General features: G+C 72.1%; 23 protein-coding genes. 4 read left to right on the top strand and 19 right to left on the bottom strand.

Translation table 11 applies throughout. The annotated features are described in order from the left end of the window. Positions 1-21 precede the first annotated feature (21 nt). From AB0J40_RS11430 to AB0J40_RS11440, 3 genes are all read right to left on the bottom strand, one after another. On the bottom strand, positions 22-915 hold the full coding sequence (locus tag AB0J40_RS11430) for an alpha/beta fold hydrolase (RefSeq protein ID WP_364451371.1): 894 nt from the start codon (positions 913-915) through the stop codon (positions 22-24). 164 nt (positions 916-1079) lie between these two features. After that, positions 1080-2303, bottom strand: a complete 1224-nt coding sequence (locus tag AB0J40_RS11435; RefSeq protein WP_364450848.1) for a hypothetical protein — start codon at positions 2301-2303, stop codon at positions 1080-1082. Beyond that, the gene (locus AB0J40_RS11440; protein ID WP_364450851.1) at positions 2300-2623 is read right to left on the bottom strand and encodes a PadR family transcriptional regulator; all 324 of its coding nucleotides are present in this window, start codon (positions 2621-2623) and stop codon (positions 2300-2302) included. The genes AB0J40_RS11435 and AB0J40_RS11440 overlap by 4 nt, the downstream gene beginning before the upstream one ends. A gap of 111 nt (positions 2624-2734) precedes the next feature. Here AB0J40_RS11440 and AB0J40_RS11445 point away from each other — a divergent pair, with 111 nt between their 5' ends. Then, on the top strand, positions 2735-3637 hold the full coding sequence (locus AB0J40_RS11445) for an SMP-30/gluconolactonase/LRE family protein (protein ID WP_364450853.1): 903 nt from the start codon (positions 2735-2737) through the stop codon (positions 3635-3637). On the opposite strand, the gene AB0J40_RS11450 is transcribed toward AB0J40_RS11445, so the two are convergent. The 14 genes from AB0J40_RS11450 to rsmD all read right to left on the bottom strand — a co-directional run bounded on the left by AB0J40_RS11450 (position 3612) and on the right by rsmD (position 14309). Continuing rightward, positions 3612-4799 carry an MAB_1171c family putative transporter gene (locus AB0J40_RS11450; RefSeq protein WP_364450856.1) on the bottom strand — a complete coding sequence of 396 codons (1188 nt, stop codon included), beginning with the start codon at positions 4797-4799 and terminating at the stop codon, positions 3612-3614. The genes AB0J40_RS11445 and AB0J40_RS11450 overlap by 26 nt on opposite strands. Further along, complete coding sequence (locus tag AB0J40_RS11455) at positions 4796-5326, bottom strand: hypothetical protein (protein ID WP_364451373.1); 531 nt, start codon at positions 5324-5326, stop codon at positions 4796-4798. Before AB0J40_RS11455 ends, AB0J40_RS11450 begins: the two co-directional genes overlap by 4 nt. Before the next feature lie 347 nt (positions 5327-5673). Continuing rightward, complete coding sequence (locus AB0J40_RS11460; RefSeq protein WP_086674935.1) at positions 5674-6108, bottom strand: helix-turn-helix domain-containing protein; 435 nt, start codon at positions 6106-6108, stop codon at positions 5674-5676. A 58-nt stretch (positions 6109-6166) separates the two neighbouring features. Beyond that, positions 6167-7036, bottom strand: coding sequence for a bifunctional DNA-formamidopyrimidine glycosylase/DNA-(apurinic or apyrimidinic site) lyase (gene mutM / locus AB0J40_RS11465; RefSeq protein ID WP_364450859.1), 870 nt, complete (start codon positions 7034-7036; stop codon positions 6167-6169). 44 nt (positions 7037-7080) lie between these two features. Further along, positions 7081-8436 (bottom strand): polysaccharide lyase 6 family protein, encoded by a 1356-nt coding sequence (locus AB0J40_RS11470; RefSeq protein ID WP_364450861.1) that lies wholly within the window; start codon positions 8434-8436, stop codon positions 7081-7083. 91 nt (positions 8437-8527) lie between these two features. Beyond that, positions 8528-9277: a ribonuclease III gene (gene rnc, locus AB0J40_RS11475; RefSeq protein WP_364450863.1), complete on the bottom strand. Its 750-nt coding sequence runs from the start codon at positions 9275-9277 to the stop codon at positions 8528-8530. A 13-nt stretch (positions 9278-9290) separates the two neighbouring features. Then, entirely contained in the window at positions 9291-9473 is a 183-nt protein-coding gene (rpmF, locus tag AB0J40_RS11480; RefSeq protein WP_003090635.1) for a 50S ribosomal protein L32, read from the bottom strand. An 81-nt stretch (positions 9474-9554) separates the two neighbouring features. Then, entirely contained in the window at positions 9555-10142 is a 588-nt protein-coding gene (locus AB0J40_RS11485; protein ID WP_364450866.1) for a YceD family protein, read from the bottom strand. Between the two features lie 77 nt (positions 10143-10219). Then, on the bottom strand, positions 10220-10948 hold the full coding sequence (locus tag AB0J40_RS11490) for a DivIVA domain-containing protein (protein WP_364450869.1): 729 nt from the start codon (positions 10946-10948) through the stop codon (positions 10220-10222). Positions 10949-11036: 88 nt separating this feature from the next. Next, on the bottom strand, positions 11037-11792 hold the full coding sequence (locus AB0J40_RS11495) for a hypothetical protein (RefSeq protein WP_364450872.1): 756 nt from the start codon (positions 11790-11792) through the stop codon (positions 11037-11039). Beyond that, positions 11792-12355, bottom strand: a complete 564-nt coding sequence (locus AB0J40_RS11500) for a sigma-70 family RNA polymerase sigma factor (RefSeq protein ID WP_364450875.1) — start codon at positions 12353-12355, stop codon at positions 11792-11794. Before AB0J40_RS11500 ends, AB0J40_RS11495 begins: the two co-directional genes overlap by 1 nt. A gap of 67 nt (positions 12356-12422) precedes the next feature. Further along, a complete protein-coding gene (locus AB0J40_RS11505) occupies positions 12423-13124 on the bottom strand; it encodes a ribonuclease domain-containing protein (RefSeq protein ID WP_364450878.1) in 702 nt (233 codons plus the stop codon). 95 nt (positions 13125-13219) lie between these two features. Then, entirely contained in the window at positions 13220-13705 is a 486-nt protein-coding gene (gene coaD, locus AB0J40_RS11510) for a pantetheine-phosphate adenylyltransferase (protein ID WP_364450881.1), read from the bottom strand. A gap of 43 nt (positions 13706-13748) precedes the next feature. Next, positions 13749-14309 (bottom strand): 16S rRNA (guanine(966)-N(2))-methyltransferase RsmD, encoded by a 561-nt coding sequence (gene rsmD, locus AB0J40_RS11515; protein ID WP_364450884.1) that lies wholly within the window; start codon positions 14307-14309, stop codon positions 13749-13751. Between the two features lie 123 nt (positions 14310-14432). Here rsmD and AB0J40_RS11520 point away from each other — a divergent pair, with 123 nt between their 5' ends. Next, positions 14433-16547, top strand: a complete 2115-nt coding sequence (locus tag AB0J40_RS11520) for an AAA family ATPase (RefSeq protein WP_364450887.1) — start codon at positions 14433-14435, stop codon at positions 16545-16547. Between the two features lie 178 nt (positions 16548-16725). Here AB0J40_RS11520 and AB0J40_RS11525 read toward each other — a convergent pair whose 3' ends face one another. Next, a complete protein-coding gene (locus AB0J40_RS11525; protein WP_364450890.1) occupies positions 16726-20490 on the bottom strand; it encodes a hypothetical protein in 3765 nt (1254 codons plus the stop codon). Positions 20491-20592: 102 nt separating this feature from the next. Then, a complete protein-coding gene (locus AB0J40_RS11530) occupies positions 20593-21066 on the bottom strand; it encodes an NUDIX hydrolase (RefSeq protein WP_364450892.1) in 474 nt (157 codons plus the stop codon). Positions 21067-21144: 78 nt separating this feature from the next. On the opposite strand from AB0J40_RS11530, the gene AB0J40_RS11535 reads away from it, so the two are divergent. Both AB0J40_RS11535 and AB0J40_RS11540 read left to right on the top strand, forming a co-directional pair. After that, a complete protein-coding gene (locus AB0J40_RS11535) occupies positions 21145-22137 on the top strand; it encodes an LLM class flavin-dependent oxidoreductase (RefSeq protein WP_364450895.1) in 993 nt (330 codons plus the stop codon). A 366-nt stretch (positions 22138-22503) separates the two neighbouring features. Beyond that, a complete protein-coding gene (locus AB0J40_RS11540) occupies positions 22504-23298 on the top strand; it encodes an ABC transporter permease (RefSeq protein ID WP_364450897.1) in 795 nt (264 codons plus the stop codon).

Consider the following 23298-nt stretch of genomic DNA (forward strand, 5'->3'; position numbering starts at 1 on the left):
CGGGACCGGCGGCGCGCCGGCTCAGGTCCCCGAAGCCACCGCGGGAGCGTCCGGAACCCCCGCCGGATCCGGGGTCCCCGCCGGGCGACCCGCCCGCAGCAACTCGCCCCAGCGCGCCCGGTCGTACTCCGCCGGTGCCGTCGAAGCCAGGAACTCCCGCAGGATCGCCAAGAACCGCTCGGGGTCGGACCGGTGCGGGAAGTGTCCCGCGCCCTCGAACAGCACCAGCCTGCTGCCCGGCATCGCCCGGTGCGCGCGCAACGCGTGGCCGCTCGGCACGACCCGGTCCTCCGTGCCCCACACCAGCAGCGTCGGGATTCCCCCGGTCAGGTAGCAGCGGTCCAGCATGTTGACCACCTGCCCGCGCCAGTCGACGACCGAGCGCAGCGTCCGCAGGAACGCCGACCGGGTGCTCGGCTCCAGCAGCCGGACGTAGCGGGCCAGCACGTAGTCCAGGTCCGTGTCCTCGAACACCCGCAGCAGCCCGGCGAACCCGCGCAGCGCCGTCAGCGCCGGACGGCTGCCCAGCAGCGGCAGGGCCAGCCCCGCCCCCGGCGCCGCGGCCAGCCGCAGCAGCGGGTGCACGCTCGCCCCGACCCCGCCCGAGCCGACCAGCACCAGGCGTTCGCAGCGCTCCGGGAACTGGTAGGCGAACTGCATCGCGACGCCGCCGCCGAGCGAGTGCCCGATCACCGTCACCCGGTCGACGTCGAGCGTGGTCAGCAGGTCGCGCATCCCGCACGCGTAGGCCGCGACGGAGTAGTCCGCGCGCGGCTTGGCCGAAGCACCGTGCCCGAGCAGGTCGGGTGCGATCACCGTGTGGTCGGCCGCAAGCGAGGCCAGCAGCTCCAGCCACGTCGCCGAGTCGTCGCCGATGCCGTGCAGGAACAGCAGCGCGGGCCCGCTCCCGGCCATTCGGTAGGCGCGCTCGTACCCGTGGACCACCCGGGTCCGCGGGGCGAAGGTGTCCGGCACCCACCCAGCTCAGCACGCCCGCGTTCGCGGCACGTTTCGCCCACGTTGGGATCGGGTGAACGCCGGGAGCGGCCCCGAACCGGCTCCCGGCGTCCGTTCCCCCGTTACCTCGTCGGCGTCGGCGTCGCCGGGGCCGACGAGGAAGCCGGTGCGGTGGACGAGGTCGGCGGCGGGGCCGTCACCTTCGGGATCGCCGCGCTGAACGGCACGCCCGCGTCCTCGCGGCAGGCCGAGCGGTACCCGTTGTAGCCGTTGTAGTTGCCCTGGTCGTCGGTCACGCCCTGCTCGATCCGCGGCCGCGGGAACCGGTTGTCCGCGCCGATCTTCTCCTTGGTCCCGCTCGATCGTTCGCAGCCGTAGCGGGTCAGCGTGAGCGGACGGCCCTCCTCGTCGTAGAGGTAGACCTCGGTCAGCGGCTTGCCGTCGGCGTCGAACGCGTAGACGTTCTCGACCTCGTTGCCGCCGTAGGTCAGCTGCTCGTTGCCGTACCGGTCGGACGACTGGTAGTACGACGGCGAGCTCGAGTAGGAGTTGCGGTGCGAGATGAGGTCGACCGCCGCGCCGAAGCCGCCCAGGATGCCGCCGATGACGAACGCCGAGATCGGCACCGCGACCCACAGCAGCCGCCGGTCGCCGCGCAGCCGCGGGCCCGCCCACACGGCCGCGCCGCCCGCGACGAGCAGGAACGGCAGCAGCAGCACCGCGCTGCGCGACCGCAGCATGAGCAGCAGCCCGAACGCGACCAGCACGACGGCGCACACGACCCACCACGCCGGCTTCAGCGACGCGAGGTAGCTGATCGCCTTGCCGGAGTCCTCCTGCTGCCGCCCCTTGGCGAGCGCCTGCCTCAGCCAGGCCACTTCCGGCAGCGCCAGCACCGGCTCGACGCCGCCGCGCAGCAGCAGGATGAGGCTGACGAGGAAGACGGGCAGGAAGAGCACGGCGCCCAGCAGCGCGTCCGGCTCGACGCGCACCGCGGCGGCGAACGCGAACAGCGCGAGCGCCAGGGCGCTGAGCACCAGGCCCCAGAATGCGATCCGCGGCTTCGCGAGGCTCGGGGCCTTCGCGGTGGCGAGCACCTGCGTCGTCCCCTCGGCCGGCGCCGGGTACCCGCCGGACGCGCGCAGCTCGGCGGCGTAGCTCTCGGGCGTGCCGAGCCGTTCGATCAGGGCCTCGACGCGGGCGCCCTCCCCCAGCTCGGCTTCGAGCTCCGCCAGGTGCGGGCGGACGTCCTCGAGGATCTCTTCGATCTCGCTCGCGGGCAGGTCGGCGAGCGCGGTGCGGACCCGCGCCAGATACACCCGCACGGCGGTCGGCTTGTCGCTCATGCTGCCTCTCCCAAAAGCACGTTCATCGTCGACGCGAAGCTCTGCCAGGTCTTGCCCGACTCCGCGAGGCGGAGCCGGCCCGGCTCGTTCAGGCTGTAGTACTTGCGGTGCGGCCCCTCTTCGCTCGGCACCACGTACGAGGTGAGCAGGCCGGCCTTGTAGAGCCTGCGCAACGTCCCGTACACCGACGCGTCCCCCACCTCGTCCAGGCCGGCGCTCCTGAGTCTTCGCAGGACGTCGTACCCGTAGCCGTCTTCCTCGCGGAGCACCGCGAGCACGGCGAGATCGAGCACCCCTTTGAGCAGCTGACTGATCTCCACTGCACCCTCCAGTCTTACGCTTGGAAAGGTACCACGCATTGCACAGTAGTGCGCACGGCGGAGCGCCGAACGGGCGTGTCCAGCGCGGCCGCCTGGCACGAAGATGGGGAAATGGATCTGGTCAAGACCGACTTCGAGGTGCTCGACGAACGCTTCGCGCGCGTCAACGGCGACGAGTGGATGCAGCGCCTGCACACCGGCTGCCGCTGGACCGAGGGGCCGGCGTACTTCCCCGCCGGGCGCTACCTCGTGTTCAGCGACATCCCGAACGACCGGACGCTGCGCTGGGACGAGACGACCGGCGAGGTGGGCGTCTTCCGGCAGCCGTCGCAGTACTCGAACGGGCACACTGTCGACCGGCACGGACGGCTGATCAGCTGCGAGCAGGGCACCCGCCGCGTCACGCGGACCGAGCACGACGGCTCGATCACCGTGCTGGCGGCGGAGTTCGAGGGAAAGCGGTTCAACAGCCCGAACGACGTCGTCGAGCACTCGGACGGGTCGATCTGGTTCACCGACCCGAGTTACGGCATCGACAGCGACTACGAGGGGTACCGGGCGGAGAGCGAGATCGGCGCGTGCCACGTGTACCGCGTCGACCCGTCGGGCGAGGTGCGGATCGTCGCGGACGACTTCTCGCGGCCGAACGGGCTGGCGTTCTCCGCCGACGAGTCGCTGCTGTACATAGTGGACACCCGGCAGCAGCCCAGCCACATCCGGGTGTTTTCGGTGGGCGCGAGCGGGAAGCTCTCGGGCGGCGAGGTCTTCGGGACGTGCGACAACGGCGTGTTCGACGGCGTCCGCGTGGACAGCGAAGGCCAGGTCTGGGCGGCGGCCCACGACGGCCTGCACTGCTTCGCCGCGGACGGCACGCTGATCGGCAAGCTGCGGGTGCCGGAGATCTGCGCCAACTTCACGTTCGGCGGCGCGAGGGGGAACGACCTGTTCATCACGGCGTCGAGTTCGGTCTACACGCTGCGGGTGACGGTCACCGGGGCCCGCTACCCGCGCTAGCGCGGACCCGCTCCACCACCGCGCCGCGCCGCCAGGCCCGGCTGACCCGGACCAGCCAGGCCGCTTCGGCTTCGACGTCCGCGTCGGCTTCCCGCAGGTCGCCGGGCTCGCGGCGCGCCGGTTCGAAGCGGCGGCCTTCGCGGCCGGCTTCGATCGCCGCGGCCAGGGCCACTGCCTCGACCGTCGGCGCGAGGTCGGCTTCGCGGACTCCGGCGCGGCGGGCCGCCGTCTCGGCGCGGGCCGGGAGGTCCGGGTCGAAATGGGCCCGCAGCGCCAGGTGGCCGTCGCGGATCTCGATCACCCTGCGGTACAACGCGAATTCGGCGCCGCCCGCCAGTTCGCGGCCCGGGTCGAGCGCGATGCCCGGCACCGCGGCGCGCAACGCCGTCCACAGTGGCTCGATGCGGCGGTACGCGCGGTACGCCCGGACCCGGCCGAGCACCGACGACACCGCCGGCGACCACGCGGAGAGCGTCGCGCCGGCGGCGACGAACCCGATCGTCGCCGCGGCGAGCACCGACGACGGCAGGTCCTCGCGCGCGCCGATCCGCCCCGTTTCGGCGAGCAGGCGGACGTCGTCGACGTCCCAGAACGTCCACGCGAACGCCGCCACCACGCCGACCAGCAGCAGCCACAGCCCGGTGCGCAGCGCGCCGGGCTCCGCGTGCCACGCGCTGCGGGCGAACACCGCGATCAGCAGGCCGAGGCTGATCAGGCTGTAGAGGAGGAAGACGACTTTGTCGGCGAGGGCGAACGGCAGGCCGCCGGAAGAGAAGACCGTGTCGTTGCCGACGCGGTGCGGCTCGGAGAGCGTGAAGCACACCGCGAGCAGCACCATGGTGGCGCCGGTGAACAGCGCGTGCGGGGCGAGCCGCGCGCCTTCGCCGCGCCAGACGGACTGCGTGAACGCGACGGCGAACCCGATCGCACCCAGCTTGAGCTCGTCGCCGGCCAGGCTGAGCACCCATTCGGCGACCGGCCCGGGTCCGGCGAGGTTGGCCATCGCGGGCGTCAGCACGATGATGCCGGCGGCGATGCAGATGCCGAAGCCGGCGAGGAACCACATGGTCCGCACGGGCTGGCTGCGGCGCGCCTCGACCAGCTTGTACCCGAACCCGGCGAACCCCACCAGGCAGAGGTGGTAGGCGAGGGTTTCGATCACGGCGCCCGGCGGCGGCCCCGGCCGCCGAAGAGGGAGTCGAAGCGCCGCACGCCGTCCGGGACGTCGGCGCCGAGCGCGCGGGGTTCTTCGGGCCGCACGGCGCGCTGGGCGAGCAGGCTCGCGACGAGCTCGGCTTCGCGTTCTTCGACCTCGGTGTAGGTGGTGCGGCCGAGCACGCGCCGGACGAGCTCGGGCGAGAGGTTCGGCATGAGCTGCCGCCCGGCGGCGGCGTCGATGGCGACGCCGTCCGCGCCACCGTCGGCCCCGGTGTGGCCGCAGAGCAGGTGGCCGACCTCGTGGAGCAGGATGTGCCGCCGGTGCAGGGCGGTGGTGTTGGTGGGGTAGAGGATGTAGTCGGCGCGTTCGGTGCTCATGAGCAGCCCGCAGGGAGCGCCTTCGGGGGCGCTGACGGGCATGAGCTCGATGGGCCGGCCCCGGGTCGCGGCGAGGCTCGCGACGAAGGTCCCGGCATCGAAGGGTTCGGGCAGGGCTACGGAATCGGCGACTTCCCGGGCTCGCTTCCACAGAGCGCGCCCGGCGCGCCGCGACGGTTGCGCCACGTCAGCCCTCCCTCACGCCGCACCCCCACGGCCTCGCCGGTTCAACGCGGCGGGTGCGGAGGGGATACGCGAAGGGGGCGCGAATTTCGGCTGGGGTCTCGGAGCGGCGGCGGACCGGCGGCCAAGGGCAGCAGCGCTCGGCCGACGGCTTGCGGCAGGACCCGGCGGGCAACCGACGCGTACGCCCGGTCGGCGGCTCGCCGCAGCGCGGCGGCCAAGACCCGCGCCCGACCGACAACTCGCGGCAGCGCCCGGCCGCGGCCACTATCCCCACCTTCGGCCCCTGGCTCGGGTCGGCGGCCGGCGTCGTCACCTCAGGCCTCCCTCTTCGGTGTGCCGCGACCGGCCTCCCTTCGGGCGATCGCGTCGATCATGTCGCTGATCGTGTCCAAGCCGTCCGAGGACAGCGTCACCGCTCTCAGTGCCAGGTCCCGGACCCCCGCGTCGCGCAGTGCTCCCAGCAGCGCCAGCTCTTCCGCGATCTTCGTGCTCTGCTCGTCGTCGAAGAAGTATGCCGGGGGGACTCCGAAGAACTGGGCCAGTGCCTCCAGGTGCCGCTTCGTCGGGTTGTCGCGGCGGCCCGTGCGCAGCTGCCACAAGTACGTCGTCGAGAAGCTCTCGCCCGTTGCCTCGCGGCACGCCTTCGCGACCTCTTCGTTGCTGTACGGCTCCCGATCGGGCCTGCGGACCACGTGGAACAGCCGGTCGATCTTGTCGGCCAGCGTCGACTTTCCGGGCTCCTTGACCACGATGCACTCCCTCAGCTGCCAGGCACATTCATCCTAGCTGAAAGCTGAACACCATTTATCAACGCAAGTTGGCGCGCGGCCGGGGCTGGCAGCGTGGGCAGGAGAACGACGACCGGTTCATGAACGGCTCCCGCCGGATCGCCGTGCCGCAGCGGTGGCAGGGCATTCCCTCCTGGCCGTACGCGTCCAGCGAACGGTCGAAGTACCCCGACTGCCCGTTCACGTTCACGTACAGCGCGTCGAACGACGTGCCGCCCGCGCCCAGGGCCGCGTTCATCACGTCCGACGCCGCCGACAGCAGCTCGCGCCCCTTCGCGAGGGTCAGCTTCTCCGTCGGCCGGGCCCAGTGCAGGCGGGCGCGCCACAGCGCTTCGTCCGCGTAGATGTTGCCGATGCCCGACACCAGCGTCTGGTCCAGCAGCGCCCGCTTGACCTCGGTGCGCCGCGACCGCAGCGCGCGCACCGCAGCGTCGAGGTCGAACGCAGGGTCCATCGGGTCACGCGCGATGTGCGCGATCGTGTCCGGGAGCAGCACGTCGTCGCCGACGTCGTGCACGTCGTCGAGCGCCAGGCCGCCGAACGTGCGCTGGTCGACGAACCGCAGCTCCGGGCCGTCGTCGGCGAAGCGCAGCCGCACCCGCAGGTGCTTCTCGTCCGGCGCGCCCTCGGGCTGGACGAGCATCTGGCCGCTCATCCCCAGGTGAGCCAGCAGCGCCTCCTTGTCGGACAGCTCCAGCCACAGGTACTTGCCACGGCGCCGCGCCGCCTCGACGCGGCTGCCGATCAGCCTCTTCGTGAAGTCCTCCGCGCCCAGCGCGTGCCGGCGGATGGCGCGCGGGTGCAGGACCTCCGCCTCGCGGATGGTCCGGCCCGCGACGTGCGCCTGCAGGCCAAGGCGGACGACTTCGACCTCGGGGAGTTCGGGCATACGGCCATTGTGCCCGGGGGATACGACAGTTTTCGAAAAGGCACCTACGGCGCGGTGGGTCCGACGTCGGCCTTCGTCAGCGGAACGCGGGTCGTGCCGGACGCGAAGTACTCGTCGGCGCCGACGTCGTAAGCCCCGCTACGCGCCTGCAGGTCGAAGTCCTTCGCCGCGAACGGGTACGACCCCACGCCCGCGTCGATCGCCGGGCTGCCGGAAGCCAGCCGGTACAGCCCGGCGGCGTCCTTGACCAGCTTCGGGTCCACCGACCGCGACGGGATCCCCGCGGTGCCGCCGAAGGTGATGTTGCCTTCGTACTTGACCGTGGACCCGCTCGGCAGCGTCACGAGCGGCCCCGACGTCCCCTTGACGATGTTGTCCGCGACCACGCAGTCCTTCGGCTTGAAGTCGCCGCCGTCGCCGTCGATCACCGAAGAACTGCCCAGCACGGTGTTGTACGCGACCGTGACGCGGTCGGGGCGGTCGTGCAGCTTGCTCGTCGGCCCGCTGTCGGCTTCGTCGCCGGACCCGAACACGATCGCGCGGTCGCCGGAATTCGCCACGTAGTTGTCGACGATCTTGTGATCGTTCCCGTGGAACCGGATTCCCGAGCCGAACAGCACATTGCCTTCGACGGTGCTGCGGTTGCCGTGGCGCAGCACGATGTAGCCCTTGCTGTCGCGGATCGTGTTGTAGCGCACCACGTTGTCGGACGACTTGACCGAGATCGCTTCGCTGTCGCCGTCCGCCTTCTCGAACAGGTTGTTCTCGATCAGGGCGTTGGCCGTGTACGACTGGTGGTCGCTGAGCCCCAGCCGGATCGACTCGCCGCCGTTCGAGCCGCTGAACTGGTGGTTGTAGAAGTAGTTGTGGTGCACGTGGACGTGCTTCGCCATCGCGCCGGACGGCCCGAGGATCTGCAGGAACACGCCCTGGGTCGTGCGGTTCTGGAAGACGTTGCGGTCGACGACGGTGTCGTCGCCGCTGACCGTCACCCAGTTGCCGTCGGTCGTGAGCTGGAAGTCGTTGCGGGTCAAGCGGTTGTTCGACGCGCCGGCCGGGACGCTCAGCCGCGCGCTCCCCCGGAACTTGAACCCGCGCAGCACCACGTTCGAGACGCCGCTCGCGAAGGCGAACGTCTTCGAGCCGGTGATCGTGGCCTGGCCGGTGTGCTCCGCGGCGACCGTCACCGGCGCGGCGCTCGTGCCGGACCGCTTGATCGAAAGCGTCGAGCCCGCGGAGTAGGAGCCGTCGGCGAGCACGATCGTGTCGCCGGGGTTGGCCTTGTCCATGGCGGACTGCAGCGCCGAAAGCGACGTGACGCGGACCTGCGCGGCCGACGCCGCCGGTCCGGGTACGACGACGAGCGCCGCCGCGAGCAAGGGGACGAAGAACAAACGCATTCCGCCAAACCTCTCAGTCAAGAAACGAGCGCGGCGGATCGCCACACGCTACTGAGCGGTTCGGGAAATCGTCAACGGAGGTTCCCGGTGATCAGGACTCCGCGCCGTCCTTCTTCTCGGCTTCGAGCTCGGCGGACAGCGAACGCCACGCCGTCTCGGCGGCCTTCTGCTCGGCTTCCTTCTTCGTCGAGCCGGTGCCGTGGCCGAGGGGACGGCCGGCGACGAGCACCGTGGCCGTGAACTCCTTGCGGTGGTCCGGCCCGGTGTCCTCGACCTTGTACTCGGGCACGCCGAGGCCGGCCGACGCGGTCAGCTCCTGCAGGCTCGTCTTCCAGTCGAGCCCGGCACCGCGCAGCGGCGCTTCGGCGAGCAGGCCGTCGAAGAGGTGGTGCACGAGCTTGCGGGCGATCTCGATGCCGTGCTCGAGGTAGACCGCACCGATGACGGCTTCGAGGCCGTCGGCGAGGATGCTCGCCTTGTCCCGGCCGCCGGTGAGCTCTTCGCCCTTGCCGAGCAGCAGGTGTGCCCCGAGCCCGCCCTCGCCGAGCCCGCGGGCGACCCGCGCCAGCGCGTGCATGTTGACGACGCTGGCGCGGAGCTTCGCGAGCTGACCTTCGGGCAGGTCGGGGTGCGTGGTGTAGAGGTGGTCGGTGACGACCAGGCCGAGCACCGCGTCACCGAGGAACTCGAGCCGCTCGTTCGGCGGCAGACCCCCGTTTTCGTACGCGTACGAACGGTGGGTCAGCGACAGCCGGAGCAGCTCGGGGTCGAGTGTGACCCCGAGCGCTTCGAGCAACGGCGCCGGATCGGCGGGTGGTCCCCCGGGCGTCTTGCCCCCCATGTCGGCTACCCGATCAGGCGGGCTCGACGACCTGGCGGCCGTTGTGCTGGCCGCACGACGGGCACGCGACGTGCTGGAGCTTCGGCTGCTTGCAGGCGCGGTTGGAGCAGGGCACCAGCTGCACCGGAGCCGCCTTCCACTGGCTGCGGCGGGAGCGCGTGTTGGATCGCGACATCTTCCGCTTCGGGACGGCCACGAGTAGATCTCCTTATGACGGTCTGCTCGCGGTGCGAGCGAACTTTCCTCCGGAACGAGCTGGGGCGCTCGTCAGGCTTGCTCAGCTGGGCCCAGGCTTTTCGCCCGCGTTCTCGTCGAAGCGCTCGACCAGTGCGGCCCACCGAGGGTCTATCTTCTCATGCCCGTGTCCGGGCTCGAGATCGGCCCACTTGACGCCGCACTCCGTGCAGAGCCCGGCGCAGTCTTCGGTGCACAGCGGCGCCAGCGGGAGGGCCAGCACGATCGCGTCGCGCACGATGGGCTCGAGGTCGATCTTGTCGTCGACCAGCCGGGGGATCTCGTCCTCCTCGGTGGTCTCCTCCGTGGCCGACCCCGGGTAGGCGAACAGCTCCTGGACCTCGACCTCGACCTCCTCGGTGAGGGGGTCGAGGCAGCGGGCGCAGGTGCCCTTCGCCGTGGCCTTCGCGGTGCCGCTGACCAGCACGCCTTCGACGACGGACTCGAGCAGCAGGTCGAGTTCCAGCTCGGAGCCGGCTTCGATGGTGATGACGTCGGGGACGCCGAGCGGCGTCTCCACCGGCACGCTGCGCGTGAGGGCGCGGCTGAGGCCGGCGTGACGGCCGAGCTCACGGGTGTCGATCACCCACGGGCTGCGGTCGTCGAGCTGGGGGGTCTTGTTCTCGGACATCCAGTCCAGGGTACGCACCGGGTGCCACCCCTTTCGAGCTGGCACCCGGGCACGTCACGTGGCGGCTGAGAAGCTCGTCACACCTGATAGTCGTAGAGCGTCGGCCGCCCGCCCGAGCTCGGGAGGTTCGCCGGGGAGCGCAGGTGGTTGCGGCCGGAGTCCACCGTCCGCAGCGTCGTCGCCAGCAGCTCCGAGAACTCCGCCAGCTTGCCGTCCACGTACGCGTCGCAGTCCGCTCGCTGGCGGTCGGCCTCCGCGTGGGCTTCGTCCACGATGCGGGCCGACTCCGCGTGGGCCGCCTGGACGACCTCCGTCTGGGCCACCAGCCTCGCCTGCTCGGCGCGGCCGTCCTCGATCGCGCGGTCGTAGGCGTCGCGGCCGGCCTGGATCATGCGCTCGGACTCCGCCCGCGAGCGGTCCGTGAGGTTCTGGTACTCGGCCTGGCCCGCCGCCACCGTGCGGTCTGCCTGGTCGTGGGCGTCGGCGAGCATCTGCTCCGCCCGGGCGCGCGCGTCGGCCAGGATGCGCTCCGCCTCGTCCGTCGCCTCCGCGATCGTGCGCTCGGCCTCGGCGTTCGCCCCCGCGACCGTCTCCCCCGCCTCCTTGCGGGCGGCGTGGATCAGGTCGTCGCGCTTGTCGAGGACGTCCTGGGCGTCGTCGACCTCCGCGGGGAGCGCGTCCCGGACGTCGTCGAGGAGTTCGAGCACGTCGCCGCGGGGCACCACGCAGCTGGACGTCATCGGGACGCCGCGCGCCTCCTCGACGATGGTGACGAGCTCGTCGAGCGCCTCGAAAACCCGGTACACGGCAACTCCAATCCCCTGTCGCTGGGACCAGTCTGCCCGTTTTCCGCGCCGAACCGGTGAACGCCACCGGCACCGGGCGTGTCCTCCGCTACCGGGCGGCGAAGCCCGGGTCCGTGACGAGCGCGATCAGCTGCCGCTCGTCGAAGGTCGCGCCGTCCGCGAAGGGTGCGATGCCCGGACCGGCGGGAAGACCCAGCGCGGGCGCGTCGTCGGGGTAGAGCTTGCCGACGTCGTTGACGTCGACCGCGGTGCCGTCGGTCCGGTAGTGCACGGCGCTGCGCTCGGCGAGCACGACCGTGCTGCCGTCGGGCAGCTTGTCGCAGCGGTCCCGCTGGCGCACCGCGCACGCCTGGGCCACCGGGACCATGTTCCGCGAGACCGTCAGCTCGCCGATGAGGCCGAGGTTGAACGAGTGCCCCTTCCCGTCGTAGTCGAGGAAGGACACCGTCGCCGTCAGCTCGTCGGGGTGCAGCTCGCCGCCCACGCTGTAGAAGCCGCCGATGAGGATCTTGCGCGCACCGGCCAGCACCGTGGGCAGTGCCTCCTTCAGGTGATCGAGCGTTCGCTGCTCGAGGGCATTGCGCGGCGAGGGCTTCACGATGATCACCGGCGGCGGGTACGTCGCCGCCGGGGGCGCGGGCGGCGGGGGCGCGGGCGGCGGGGGCGACGGCCGCAGCGCCACGACCGCCGTGCCGGCGATCGCCAGCGTCACGACGACAGTCGCCACCGTCGCGCGGCGGTTGCGCACCCGCTTCGCCGCCTTCGTCACGACGGCGTCGGGGTCGAACCCCAGCGGCGGCTCGGCGAGCGTCACCTCGCGCAACCGCGTCTCCAAGTCGGTCATCACACGCTCCTCTCGGCGGCCTCGGGCCGCGTCAGAGCCGCGCGCAGGGCTTCGAGCCCGCGCGCGGCCTGGCTCCGGACGGTTCCTTCCGAGCAGCGCAGTACCTTCGCGACCTCGGCGACCGGGAGGTCGGCGCAGTAGCGGAGCACGACGGCGGCGCGCTGCTTCGGCGGAACCCCGGCGAGGGCGCGGAGCAGGTCACCGGAGATGCCGGCGTCGGCCGCATCGGGCCGCGGCTCTTCGGGGACGACCCCGTCGTGGCGCTCGTAGCGCCGCCACGGCCGTCGCCGCTCGTCGAGCCAGCAGCGGAGCAGGACCTGTCTCGCGTAGTTGTCGACGGGCCCCGTCCGGGCGACCTTCGGCCAGACCCGGTAGAGCTTGATGAGCGCGATTGAGAGAACACAGCGGCGCGAAGCGCCTCCGTTGAGGGTGGTGGTGGGGCAGGGCTGGACGAGGTCCTCGGCCAGGTGCCAGTCGCCGCACAGGAGGAACGCCGTCCGCCGCAGCGGCAGCGCCCGGTCCCTGGCGAACTCCCGGAACCCCGATTCGTCCCCAGCCCGCATCGCGCCTCCCCGTCCGATGTTCCCCCGGTACTCACGGACGGGAAAGCGCGGCGCGTTGCACGGGAACTCAGGAATTCGGGTCGATCCGCTTGAACGTGGCGTAGTGGTCGGGCGTGTAGGCCAGTTCGCCCGCCTTGCCGGAGATCACGCGGTCGTTCGTGCCGACGGTGAAGAGCTTGTAGTAGCCGGACGCGCAGGCCGGGAGCACGCCTTCGCGGTTCTCGTACGTCGTGCTGCTGGATGCCCCGCCGCGGACGTTGTCGACCACCGTGCGAGCGGCCGACGACAGCTGGGAGTAGCCGATCTTGGCCAGCCCCGACAGGTCGCCGCAGGCGTGCGTCGTGCCGCCGCCGGAGATGTCGATGACCTTGAAGGTCGCGTAGTGGTCGCCCGTGTAGAAGTACTCGCCGCCCGAGCCGGTCACGATGCGGCGCGTGCCGCGGTTGCTCGAACCGGGCGTCGGCACCGTGTACTCGTGGTAGTAGCCCGACGCGCACGACGGGAGGATGCCTTCGCGGTTGTCGAAGACGACCCCGTCGTTCTGCGGGTACGGGAACGGGCCGCCCTGCTGGATCAGGTTGTACGTCGTCGTCGCCTCGGCGGGCAGGGCCGAGAGCGTCGTGTGCGAGAACCCGGAGAGGTTGCCGCACGCGTTCTGCGCGGCGACCGCGGGTGAATTCGTCACCGCTTCGGCGGCGGTGACCCCCATGGACAGCGTGGCCAGGAGCGCGAAGACAATCGCGACCAGGCGTGATCGGTAGTTGGTCATTTTCGGACCGTAACCCGACGGAGTGATCGCCAGAAGACGAGAACGTGAACTCGGGCGGCAGCGGGCCGCAAGTCCCGACGAACGTAGGGGGCCGATCAGCGGCCGAGCTTCGGGAACTTCTCCGAGAGCCGCTCGTAGACCACCGGCGGGACCAGGTGCTCGATGTCGCCGCCGAGGGCCGCGACCTCCTTCACGAGCGAGCTGGACACGAACCCGTAGGCCGGGTTGTTCGCCATCAGCAGCGTCTCGACGCCGGTCAGCTCGCGGTTCATCTGGGCCATCTGCAGCTCGTAGTCGAAGTCGCTGACCGAGCGCAAGCCCTTGGCGACCGCCGCGATGTCGTTCTCGCGGCAGTAGTCGACCAGGAGGCCCTCCCACGAGTCGACGCGCACGTTCGGCAGCTTCGCGGTGATCTCGCGCAGCATCTCGAGGCGCTCTTCGATCTCGAAGAGGCCCTTCTTGCTCTTGTTCACCCCCACCGCGACGACGACCTCGTCGAACAGCACGCTGGCCCGTTCGATGATGTCGAGGTGGCCGTTGGTGGCCGGATCGTAGGAACCGGGACAGACCGCACGCCGCATGGCGCGGACGCTACCGTGCCGGGCCCGGTGTGCGCCGCGTGGCTCACGCCACAGGCGTGTATTCGGCCCAGAAGACGGCCGTGTCGCCGTACTTCTTCTCGCGCGAAGGCGCGAAGCCGGCGGGCCACGCGGGCGCGCCGTCGCGGGCCGCGCGTTCGATGACCACCAGCGCCGACGAGCCCAGCCAGCCGCCCGCGGCCAGCGACGCCAGCACCTTGCCCAGCGCGGCCGCGTCGACGGCGTACGGCGGGTCCGCCAGTACCAGGTCGAACGGCGAAGGCGCGGGTGCCGCGACGACCGTCTCGACCTGCCCCGCCCGGACGGTGCCGCCCAGGCCCAGCGCCGCGACGTTGCCGCGCAGGACGTCCACCGCGCGCCGGTCGGCCTCCACGAACAGGGCGTCCGCCGCGCCGCGGGAGAGCGCTTCGAGCCCGAGCGCGCCCGAGCCGGCGTAGAGGTCGAGGACGTGGGCGCCGTCCACTTCGCCGGCCGTCTCCAGGGCGTTGAACAGCGCTTCCCGCACGCGCTCCGACGTCGGCCGGGTGCCCTTCGGCGGCACCTTCAGCCGCCGTCCGCCCGCCGTCCCGGCCACGATCCTGGTCACCCCCCGATTGTGGCGGCATGACACGGCGCACTGATGGCCGGGACATCGGTGTGCCCGCCGGAGCCAACGCGTAGAGTCGTTCTTCGCCCTCGGAGGCGATCCAGAGCTGTCAAGGAGCCATGCGTGTCGGAACCTCGGGTCAGACGGGCCGAGATCGCCATCGAACAAGCCCACGTCGATCGCGTGTACACCCGTCTGGACGAACTGCGCACCCAAGCCGAGGCGATGCGCACGAAGGGCTACGAGATCGGCCAGGGCGCCCAGCGCGAGGCGATCTTCGAGCAGGCGTCGATGCTGTTCGAGCGCGACATGATGGTCTACCACGCGAACCAGACGCTCCAGTCGCTCGACGCCGAGTACGAGGGGCTGGTCTTCGGTCGCCTCGACGACCGCGAGGGCGAACGCACCTACGTCGGACGGCTCGGCATCCGCGACGCCGAGTTCGACAACCTCGTCACGGACTGGCGCGCGCCGGCCGCGGCCGCGTTCTACCAGGCCACCGCCGAGGAGCCGATGGACGTCGTGCGGCGGCGCGTGATCCGCTGCTCGGGCCAGAACGTCCTCGACGTCGACGACGACGTCCTGATCGCCGACGCCGTCCCCGAGGACATGCGGATCGTCGGCGAAGGCGCGCTCATGGCCGCGCTGGGGCGCTCGCGCGGCGAGAAGATGCGCGACATCGTCGCGACCATCCAGAAGGAGCAGGACGAGGTCATCCGGGCGCCGTGGCGCGGGGTCACCGAGATCACCGGCGGTCCCGGCACCGGCAAGACCGCCGTCGCCCTGCACCGCGCGGCCTACCTGCTCTACCGCTACCGCCGCCAGCTGGGCGGCGCCGGCGTCCTGGTCATCGGGCCGTCGGGCGTCTTCACCAGCTACATCTCGCGTGTCCTCCCCTCGATGGGGGAGACGAACGTCGAACTGCGCGCGCTCGGCGAGGTCCTCGACGGGCTCGAGGCGACCCGGCAGGACGCGGCGCCGCTGGCCGCGATCAAGGGCTCGCTGCGGATGCGCAAGATCCTGCTGCGGGCGCTGCGCGACACGCCGCCGGGCGCGCCGGAGGAGATGCGGATCGTCTACCGCGGCGAGGTCCTCAAGCTGACCGCCCGGGAGCTGGAGAAGGTCCGCCGCAAGGCCCACACGCAGGGCGCGCCGCCGAACCGGTCGCGGATCCGGGCGGCGGAGCTGCTGCTCGACGCGCTGGCGGCGAAGGCCGAGGAGTACGCGAAGGCCGACGGCAAGCAGATCGACCGCGCCGAGCTGATCACCGACCTGGGCGAGCGGATCGACTTCCACCGGTTCCTGGTCGTGTGGTGGCCGGTGCTCTACCCGGCGCAGGTCCTCAAGTGGCTGGGCGAGGAGAAGCGGCTGGCGTCGGTGGCCAAGGGCGTGCTGAACCGGCAGGAGATCTCGCTGCTGGCGGCGGACCTCGCGGACCGCTCGCGGGGCTGGTCGATCGCGGACGTCGCGCTGCTCGACGAGCTGCGCGTGCTGATCGGGCCGCCGCCGAAGCGCAAGCGCCGCCAGGTGCTCGAGGCCGAGCCGGAGCGCTCCGGCGGGGCGCCGACGCGGCCGGAGCACTACGACGAGTACTCCCACGTCGTCGTCGACGAGTCGCAGGACCTCTCGCCGATGCAGTGGCGGATGGTCGGGCGGCGCGGCAAGTACGCGAGCTGGACCGTGGTCGGCGACCCCGTGCAGAGCTCGTGGCCGGACCCCGCGGAGGCGGCTTCCGCGCGCGACCAGGCGTTCGGCCTGAAGACGGCCCGGCGGCGGTTCACGCTGCGGACGAACTACCGGAACTCGGCGGAGATCTTCGACCTCGCGGCCAAGGTCGTGGCGGGGCACGCGGAGGCCGGCGAGCTGCCGGTGGCCGTGCGCAAGACCGGCGTCGAGCCGGAGGTCCGCCCGGTCGAGGCGGCGGGCCTGGCGGCCGCGACGCAGGCGGCGGTGAAGGAGCTGCTGGGCGCGGTCGAGGGCACGGTCGGCGTCATCACGGCGATGGACCGCGTGCCGGAGGTCGCCGCCTGGGTCTCGGGGCAGGCGGACGAGCGGCTCAAGGTCGTCGGCAGCCTGGACTCGAAGGGCCTGGAGTACGACGCGGTGGTGCTCGTCGAGCCGAACGATCTGATCGTGGAGTCGACGACCGGCCGCAGGGTGCTGTACGTGGCGCTGACCCGGGCGACGCAGCAGCTGATCGTGCTGGCGTCCGACCCCGGCTGGATCCCGGCCGCCTGACACGCTGAAGGGCCCCTTCGAGAGGCGGGATGCGGGGTTTCCCGCGCCCTCGAAGGAGCCCTTCAGACCCCCGGTGAAGAAACGTCTCGCGGACGGACGCCGTCCGAGGGCATGTCTAGTGGACAAAAGTTGTTCGGTGTCCGCGCGTCGGCACCGAACAACAACGCCGAACAACTCGTTATGAACAGGGCGGGGCGTAGTCGATGCCCGGCAGGCTCGCCGACCACTCGGTTTCCGTGATCCGGGGAGCCGCGACCGCGCAGATCCGTTCGGCCGCCCGGTCAGGATCGGTCTCCGCGAACCGTACCGTGCCGTCCGCGACGGCGCCCGCCAGCGTGTGGCCGTCAGGGGCGAACTGGACCGCGTAGACCCGGTCCGCTTCCTCCGGCAGCACCGCGTACGGCTCGGCGCGGGCGACGTCCCACAGCCGGACCGTGCGGTCGTAGCTGCCGGACGCCAGCACCTTCCCGTCGCCGCTGAAGGACACCGCCATGACGATGTCGGTGTGCCCGGCGAGGACCGCCGAAACCCGCGCGGCGGCGGGGTCGGCGACGGACCACAGGCGCACCACGCGGTCGGCGCCCGCGGTCGCCAGCGTGCGGCCGTCGGGGCTGAACGCGACCGAGAAGACCGTGTCGGTGTGCCCTTCGAGCTTGGCCAGGGGCCGCGGGGCTCGGGGCGCCGAGACGTCCCACAGCCGCGCGGTGTGGTCCCAGCTGCCGCTGGCCAGGGTCCGGCCGTCGGGGCTGAAGGCGAGCGTGTGGACGTCGTCGTCGTGGCCCTGCAGCTTCGCGATCTCGACCGGGTGCAGGCGGTCGGCGAGGTCCCAGAGCCGGACGGTGTGGCCGTCGCCCGCCGTGGCGAGGAGCCTGCCGTCCGGGCTGAACGCGACCGCGTCGATCTCGTCGTGCGGGCGGGAGAACACCGTCGGCGGCCCGGGGCGGGCCGGGTCGGTGATGTCCCGCAGCGTCATCGTGTGGTCCCAGCTGCCGGTGGCCAGCGTACGGCCGTCCGGGCTGATCGCGACGCCGCAGACCGCGTTGCCGAAGCCGCCGATCGTGGCGACCGTCCGCGGCGCGGCCGGGTCGGCGAGGTCGTGCAGCCGCACGACCTGGTCGTAACCGCCGGTCGCGAGCACCCCGCGGCCGAAGGCTTCGTGGCACGCCCGCGCCGTGTGGGCCGGGACGGCGGGGCCGGGCAGGTCCCAGAGCCGGGCGGACTGGTCGTCGCTGGCCGTGGCGAGCGTGCGCCCGTCGCGGCCGAACACCACGGACCCGACCGCGCCGATGTGCCCGGGCAGGGACTGCAGCTCACGCGGCTGCCGCGGGTCGGCGACGTCCCACAGCCGCGCGGTGCGGTCGAAGCCGGTCGTGGCGAGGGTGTGCCCGTCCGGACCGAACGCGACCGACCGGACGATCGCCTTGTGCGCGCCGAGCGACGCCAGCTGCGCCGGCGCGGCGGGATCGGTGACGTCCCACAGGCGCGCCGTCTGATCGGCCGAAGCCGTCGCGAGGGTGTGCCCGTCCCGGCTGAAGGCGACCGAGTGCACGACGTCGGTGTGCCCGGTCACGACACCGAGCGGGCGCCGCGCCCCGACGTCCCAGAGGCGGGCGGTCTTGTCGGCCGACGCGGAGGCCAGCAGCCGGCCGTCCGGGCTGAAGGCGAGGTTGTTGACGTACGACGTGTGCCCGGTCAGCTCCCCGGCCGGCCGCGGGTGGGCCGGGTCGGTGGTGTCGTACAGCCGCAGCGTGCCGGCGACGTCACCGGTCACCAGCAGCGGCGCGACCGGGCTGAAGGCGACCGCGTAGGACTTGCCCTCGTGCTGCTCGACGATCATCCCGGGCCCCGGCCGGGCGGGGTCGCGCACGTCCCAGACGCGGGCGGTGCCGTCGAAGCCCGCGGTCGCGACGGTGCGGCCGTCGGCGGAGAAGGCGACGTTGTTGACGTTGCCGGTGTGCCCGGTCAGCACGCCCAGCGGGACCGGGTGGTGCGGGTCCCGGACGTCCCACAGGCGCGCGGTCCCGTCCCAGCTCGCGGTGGCGAGGACCCGGCCGTCCGGGCGCAGGGCGACGGTGTTGACCCGGCCGGTGTGCCCGGTGACGCGCGTCGAATACGGCGTCGCGAACACGCCGAGCACGCTGCTGCGCGCTTCGGCACTCGGGTCGAGGCGGTACGCGGCGAGCGCGAGCTGCGCGGCCAGCGCGGGGTTGGTGGCCCGCATGGCCAGCGCCTGCCCGGCGACCTTCTGCGCGAGCGCGCTGTTGCGCTGGCCGGTGGCCGTGCTCTGGGCGTGCACGGCGTACGCGGTGGCCGCGACGGCGACCACCAGCAGCACGGCGAGCAGCGCGACGAGCTGCCGCAGCCGCCGGGTGCGACGGCGGTCGCGCTCCTGTTCGGCGTGCTCGACGGCGAGACTGGCGTCGAGGAACCGCCGTTCCCGCTGGGACAGCGCGGTGTCCTGGCGCGCGGCCCACTCCCGCGCGATGGCCAGCCGGGTGCCCCGGTGGAGCCAGCCGGGGTCCTCGCCGACGGCCTCCCAGGCGTCGGTCGCCTCGGTGAGCTGGCGGTGCACGCGCAGGCCCTCGCGGTCTTCGGTGAGCCACTCGCGCAGCCGCGGCCAGCCGCGGATGAGAGCCTCGTGCGTGATCTCGATGCCGGTGTCGTCGAGGGTGACCAGCCGCGCGGCGGCGAGGCCGTCGAGCACGACGGCGGTGTCCTCGTCGTCGGTGTCGAGCTCGCCGCGGCCGATCCGGCGCTTGGTGTCTTCGGTGCCTTCGCCGAGCGCGGTCATCCGGAGGAAGACCTGCCGGGCCAGCCGCTGCTGGCGCGGCGAGAGCCGCGCGAAAGTGCTTTCCGACGTCTGGGCGATGGCCCGCTCGATGCCGCCGGTCGACTCGTACCCGGCCAGGGTGAGCGTGGTGCCGCGGCGCCGCCGCCACGTTTCGAGGAGGGCGTGCGAGAGCAGCGGCAGGACGCCCGGCCGGCCCGCGGCGTCGGCGACGAGCCGGGAGACGAGCGCGGTCTCGACCCGGTACCCGGCGTCGACGGCGGGCCGCGAGATCGCCTGCCGCAGCTCCTCGGTGGTCATCGGGCCGACGAGGACCTGCGCGTCCTGCATGGCTTCGGCGAGGTCGGCGTGCCGCGCGCAGTGGGTGTAGAAGTCGGTGCGGATGCCCAGGACGACCCGGGTCCGGCTGCCGGGCTCGGTGGTCGCGGTGACGAGCGCGTCGAGGAACCGGGCGCGTTCCTGCTCGTCCTGGCAGAGGGTGAAGACCTCTTCGAACTGATCGACGACCAGCACGACGTCAGTGTCGTCCAGCTCGGCGAGCTGCCGAGCGGCGAGGCCGAGGTTGCGCGGGTGCGCGGCGAAGTCGTCGAGCAGCGCGCCGGGCGCGAGACCGAGCGCGGCCGCGAACTTCACGGCGCACTCCTGCAGCGGCCGGGCGCCCGGGGTCAGCAGGACGACCGGGTCCTTCACCGACGGCAGCAGGCCGGCCCGCAGCAGCGACGACTTCCCCGAACCGGACGCGCCGAGAACGGCGAGAAAACGTTGTCCCGAAAGCCGCGTGACGAGCTTTTCGACCAGCCGCTCGCGGCCGAAGAACCGGCTCGCGTCGGCGGGGGTGAATGCGGCCAGCCCGACGTACGGCGGCTTTTCCCCGGTTTCCGGCGCGGGCGGCGCGCCGGCTACCTCCGAACGCGCGTCGTCGGCGACGGCGTGCCAGCGCTCTTCCCATTCACCGGGTACTCCGCCGCAGGCCCGGACGTAGGCCAGCGTCACGGCCAGGCTGGGAAGTTTCCGCCCGCCGGCGGCCTCCGAAAGCGTCCCGGCCGAATAGTGCGCACGCCGGCCGAGCTCGCGGTACGTCGGATTCCCGGCGCTTTCCCGCAACCGCCGCAGATCGGCGGCGAATGCGGTCAGCGGGTCGTCCCCGGGATCCAAGGGTCGCTCCGGACGCGGCACCCCGTCCTCCCTGTTCCGGTTTCCGTCCCACGGTATCGGGTCGCGCGCCGGGCCGGGCCCGTTCGGGAAAACCGGCCGCCTTCAGGCGAAGACCCGCGCGGCGATCTCCGCGTCCAGCGGGCTCGTGTCCGCGCCCACGGGCGCGCCGGGCGACCACCAGCGGAAGCCGAGCCCTTCTTCGCCGAGACTGAGCCGGGGCGCGGCGGGGAGATCGGTCCGGTAGACGGCGAGCAGCTCCCGGCGCGCGGGCCGGGTCAGGGCGAACTCGGCCACCGCCGCGAAGGTCAGCGCCACCCCGCGGATGCCGGTCTCCTCGGCCAGTTCCCGGGCCGCCGCCCGCCGGCAGCTCTCCCCGGCCTCCCGCATGCCGCCGGGCAGCTCCCACTGCTGCCGCCGCCGGTCGAACATCATCAGGACGGCGCCGGCGTGGACGGCCACGACCAGGGAAGCCGGCATCGGGACCGCGGCGGCCGGCCGCGTGAGATCGCTTTCCGCGACCTGGCGCACGGCCAGCAGGACGTTGCCCGCTCGATCGCGGAGGGGAAGCTCGGCCATGCGTCATCTTCCCCGGTCCGTGAAGGCCGTCACAGCGGGCCGGGAAGCAAACGCGGCACCGGGGCGTTGACCCCGGTTGTGAGCTCACTGCCTGACGTGCCGCTGTCCGTGCTCGACCTGTCCCCCGTTTCGGAGGGGAACACCGTCGGCGAGACGCTGCGCAACACCCTGGACCTCGCCCGCCACGCGGAACGGCTGGGCTTCACCCGCTACTGGCTGGCCGAGCACCACAACATGCCCGGCATCGCCAGCTCGGCGACGGCCGTGCTGATCGGGCACGTCGCCGACGCGACCGAGCGGATCCGCGTCGGGTCGGGCGGGATCATGCTGCCCAACCACGCGCCGCTGGTCGTCGCCGAGCAGTTCGGCACCCTGGAGGCGTTCCACCCGGGCCGCATCGACCTGGGCATCGGCCGCGCGCCGGGCACCGACCAGCGGACGGCGCTGGCGCTGCGCGGCCCGGGCGGGCTGTCCGCGGAGAACTTCCCGGAGCACCTGCAGGAGCTGATCGGCTACTTCACCCATTCGGAGGCCCGCGGGGTCAACGCGGTGGTGGCCGAGGGCAACCAGCCGCCGGTGTGGCTGCTCGGTTCGAGCGGCTTCAGCGCGCAGCTGGCCGGGCGCCTCGGGCTGCCGTTCTCCTTCGCCCACCACTTCGCCGCCGAGAACACGATCCCGGCCGTGCAGCTGTACCGCGAGAACTTCCGGCCGGGGGTGCTCGACGAGCCGTACGTGATGCTCGGCGTGTCGGTCGTCGCCGCCGAGACCGACGAGCGCGCGCGGTTCCTCGCCGGGCCGTCCGGCCTGACGTTCCTGAGCCTGCGCCGCGGCCGCCCGATCGCGCTGCCGACCCCGGAGGAAGCGGCCGAGTACCCGTACACGGAGATGGACCGCGCGTTCCTGGCCGAGCGCTTCGGCTCGAGCATCATCGGCTCGCCGGAGACGGTCCACAAGGGACTCGAGCAGCTGCTGGCCGACACGGGCGCGAACGAGCTGATGGTCACGACGATGGTCCACGGGCACGCCGACCGGGTCCGCTCCTACGAGCTGCTGGCCGGCCTCAAGTCCTGACCCGCCGCACCGAAGGGCACCTGCACGCGCTGGAGGTGCCCTTCCGCGTGTCCGGGTGCTACAAAAGTGCCCTTCCGGCACTTCCGGCAGCCGGGTCGGTATTTTCTTTTCCATCTTTGACAACAAGATCCGGTCCGTTTGTCAGCGCCGGACAAGAAATGCGCGGTTACCAGCCCGTGACCGCGCGATCCCGCTCAAGTTCTTGTCTCCCAGCAGGGCCGTCGTTAGCGTACCGACCAGTAGGAAACGGCACGGTGTTCCCCGAGACCGTGAATGGCCGACATTTGTTACCCCGTTCGGACCATTTCCCCTTGCTCATCTCGGGCGTATTCGGCGTGCCGCCGGAACCGCTGGGGAGGCACACGAATGGCCGAACGGACGACGACGGCGTCGTTCCCCGGGGCCGCCGCGCTGCGGCAGACCGGGCGGCTCTACGGGCTCGGCCTCGACGTCGTCCGGCTGACGTTCCGCCGCCCGTTCCAGGCGCGTGAGCTGATCCAGCAGTTCTGGTTCATCGCGAGCGTGTCGATCCTGCCGACGGCCCTGGTCTCCGTCCCGTTCGGCGCGGTCATCGCGCTGCACATCGGGTCGCTGACGACGCAGATCGGCGCGCAGTCGTTCACCGGCGCGGCCAGCGTCCTCGCCATCATCCAGCAGGCCAGCCCGATCGTCACCGCGCTGCTCATCGCCGGCGCGGGCGGCAGCGCGATGTGCGCCGATCTCGGGTCGCGCACCATCCGCGAAGAGATCGACGCCATGGAGGTCCTCGGCGTCTCGCCCGTGCAGCGGCTGATCGTGCCGCGGGTGCTCGCCGCGATGGGGGTCGCCGTCTTCCTCAACGGCATGGTCAGTGTCGTCGGCGTGCTCGGCGGCTACTTCTTCAACGTGATCATGCAGCACGGCACACCCGGCGCGTACCTGGCGAGCTTCTCGGCCCTGGCCCAGCTGCCCGACCTGTGGATCAGCGAGATCAAGGCGGTCATCTTCGGGTTCGTCGCCGGCGTCGTGGCCGCCTACCGCGGGCTCAACCCCAAGGGCGGGCCGAAGGGGGTCGGCGACGCCGTCAACCAGTCCGTGGTCATCACGTTCCTGCTGCTGTTCGTGCTGAACCTGGTGCTCACCACCGTCTACCTGCAGCTCGTGCCGCCGAAGGGGAGCTGA

This window comes from Amycolatopsis sp. NPDC049691, assembly GCF_040675005.1.
Classification (GTDB): Bacteria; Actinomycetota; Actinomycetes; order Mycobacteriales; family Pseudonocardiaceae; genus Amycolatopsis.

Bases quoted from the DNA above. Each gene is read 5' to 3' on its own strand.
- AB0J40_RS11435 (WP_364450848.1), bottom strand. From the start codon at position 2,303: ATGAGCGACAAGCCGACCGCCGTGCGGGTGTATCTGGCGCGGGTCCGC.
- AB0J40_RS11530 (WP_364450892.1), bottom strand. From the start codon at position 21,066: ATGGCCGAGCTTCCCCTCCGCGATCGAGCGGGCAACGTCCTGCTGGCC.
- AB0J40_RS11500 (WP_364450875.1), bottom strand. From the start codon at position 12,355: ATGCGGGCTGGGGACGAATCGGGGTTCCGGGAGTTCGCCAGGGACCGG.
- AB0J40_RS11430 (WP_364451371.1), bottom strand. From the start codon at position 915: ATGGCCGGGAGCGGGCCCGCGCTGCTGTTCCTGCACGGCATCGGCGAC.
- rnc (WP_364450863.1), bottom strand. From the start codon at position 9,277: ATGGGGGGCAAGACGCCCGGGGGACCACCCGCCGATCCGGCGCCGTTG.
- AB0J40_RS11470 (WP_364450861.1), bottom strand. From the start codon at position 8,436: ATGCGTTTGTTCTTCGTCCCCTTGCTCGCGGCGGCGCTCGTCGTCGTA.
- AB0J40_RS11495 (WP_364450872.1), bottom strand. From the start codon at position 11,792: ATGACCGACTTGGAGACGCGGTTGCGCGAGGTGACGCTCGCCGAGCCG.
- mutM (WP_364450859.1), bottom strand. From the start codon at position 7,036: ATGCCCGAACTCCCCGAGGTCGAAGTCGTCCGCCTTGGCCTGCAGGCG.
- coaD (WP_364450881.1), bottom strand. From the start codon at position 13,705: ATGCGGCGTGCGGTCTGTCCCGGTTCCTACGATCCGGCCACCAACGGC.
- AB0J40_RS11485 (WP_364450866.1), bottom strand. From the start codon at position 10,142: ATGTCCGAGAACAAGACCCCCCAGCTCGACGACCGCAGCCCGTGGGTG.
- AB0J40_RS11540 (WP_364450897.1), top strand. From the start codon at position 22,504: ATGGCCGAACGGACGACGACGGCGTCGTTCCCCGGGGCCGCCGCGCTG.
- AB0J40_RS11445 (WP_364450853.1), top strand. From the start codon at position 2,735: ATGGATCTGGTCAAGACCGACTTCGAGGTGCTCGACGAACGCTTCGCG.
- AB0J40_RS11505 (WP_364450878.1), bottom strand. From the start codon at position 13,124: ATGACCAACTACCGATCACGCCTGGTCGCGATTGTCTTCGCGCTCCTG.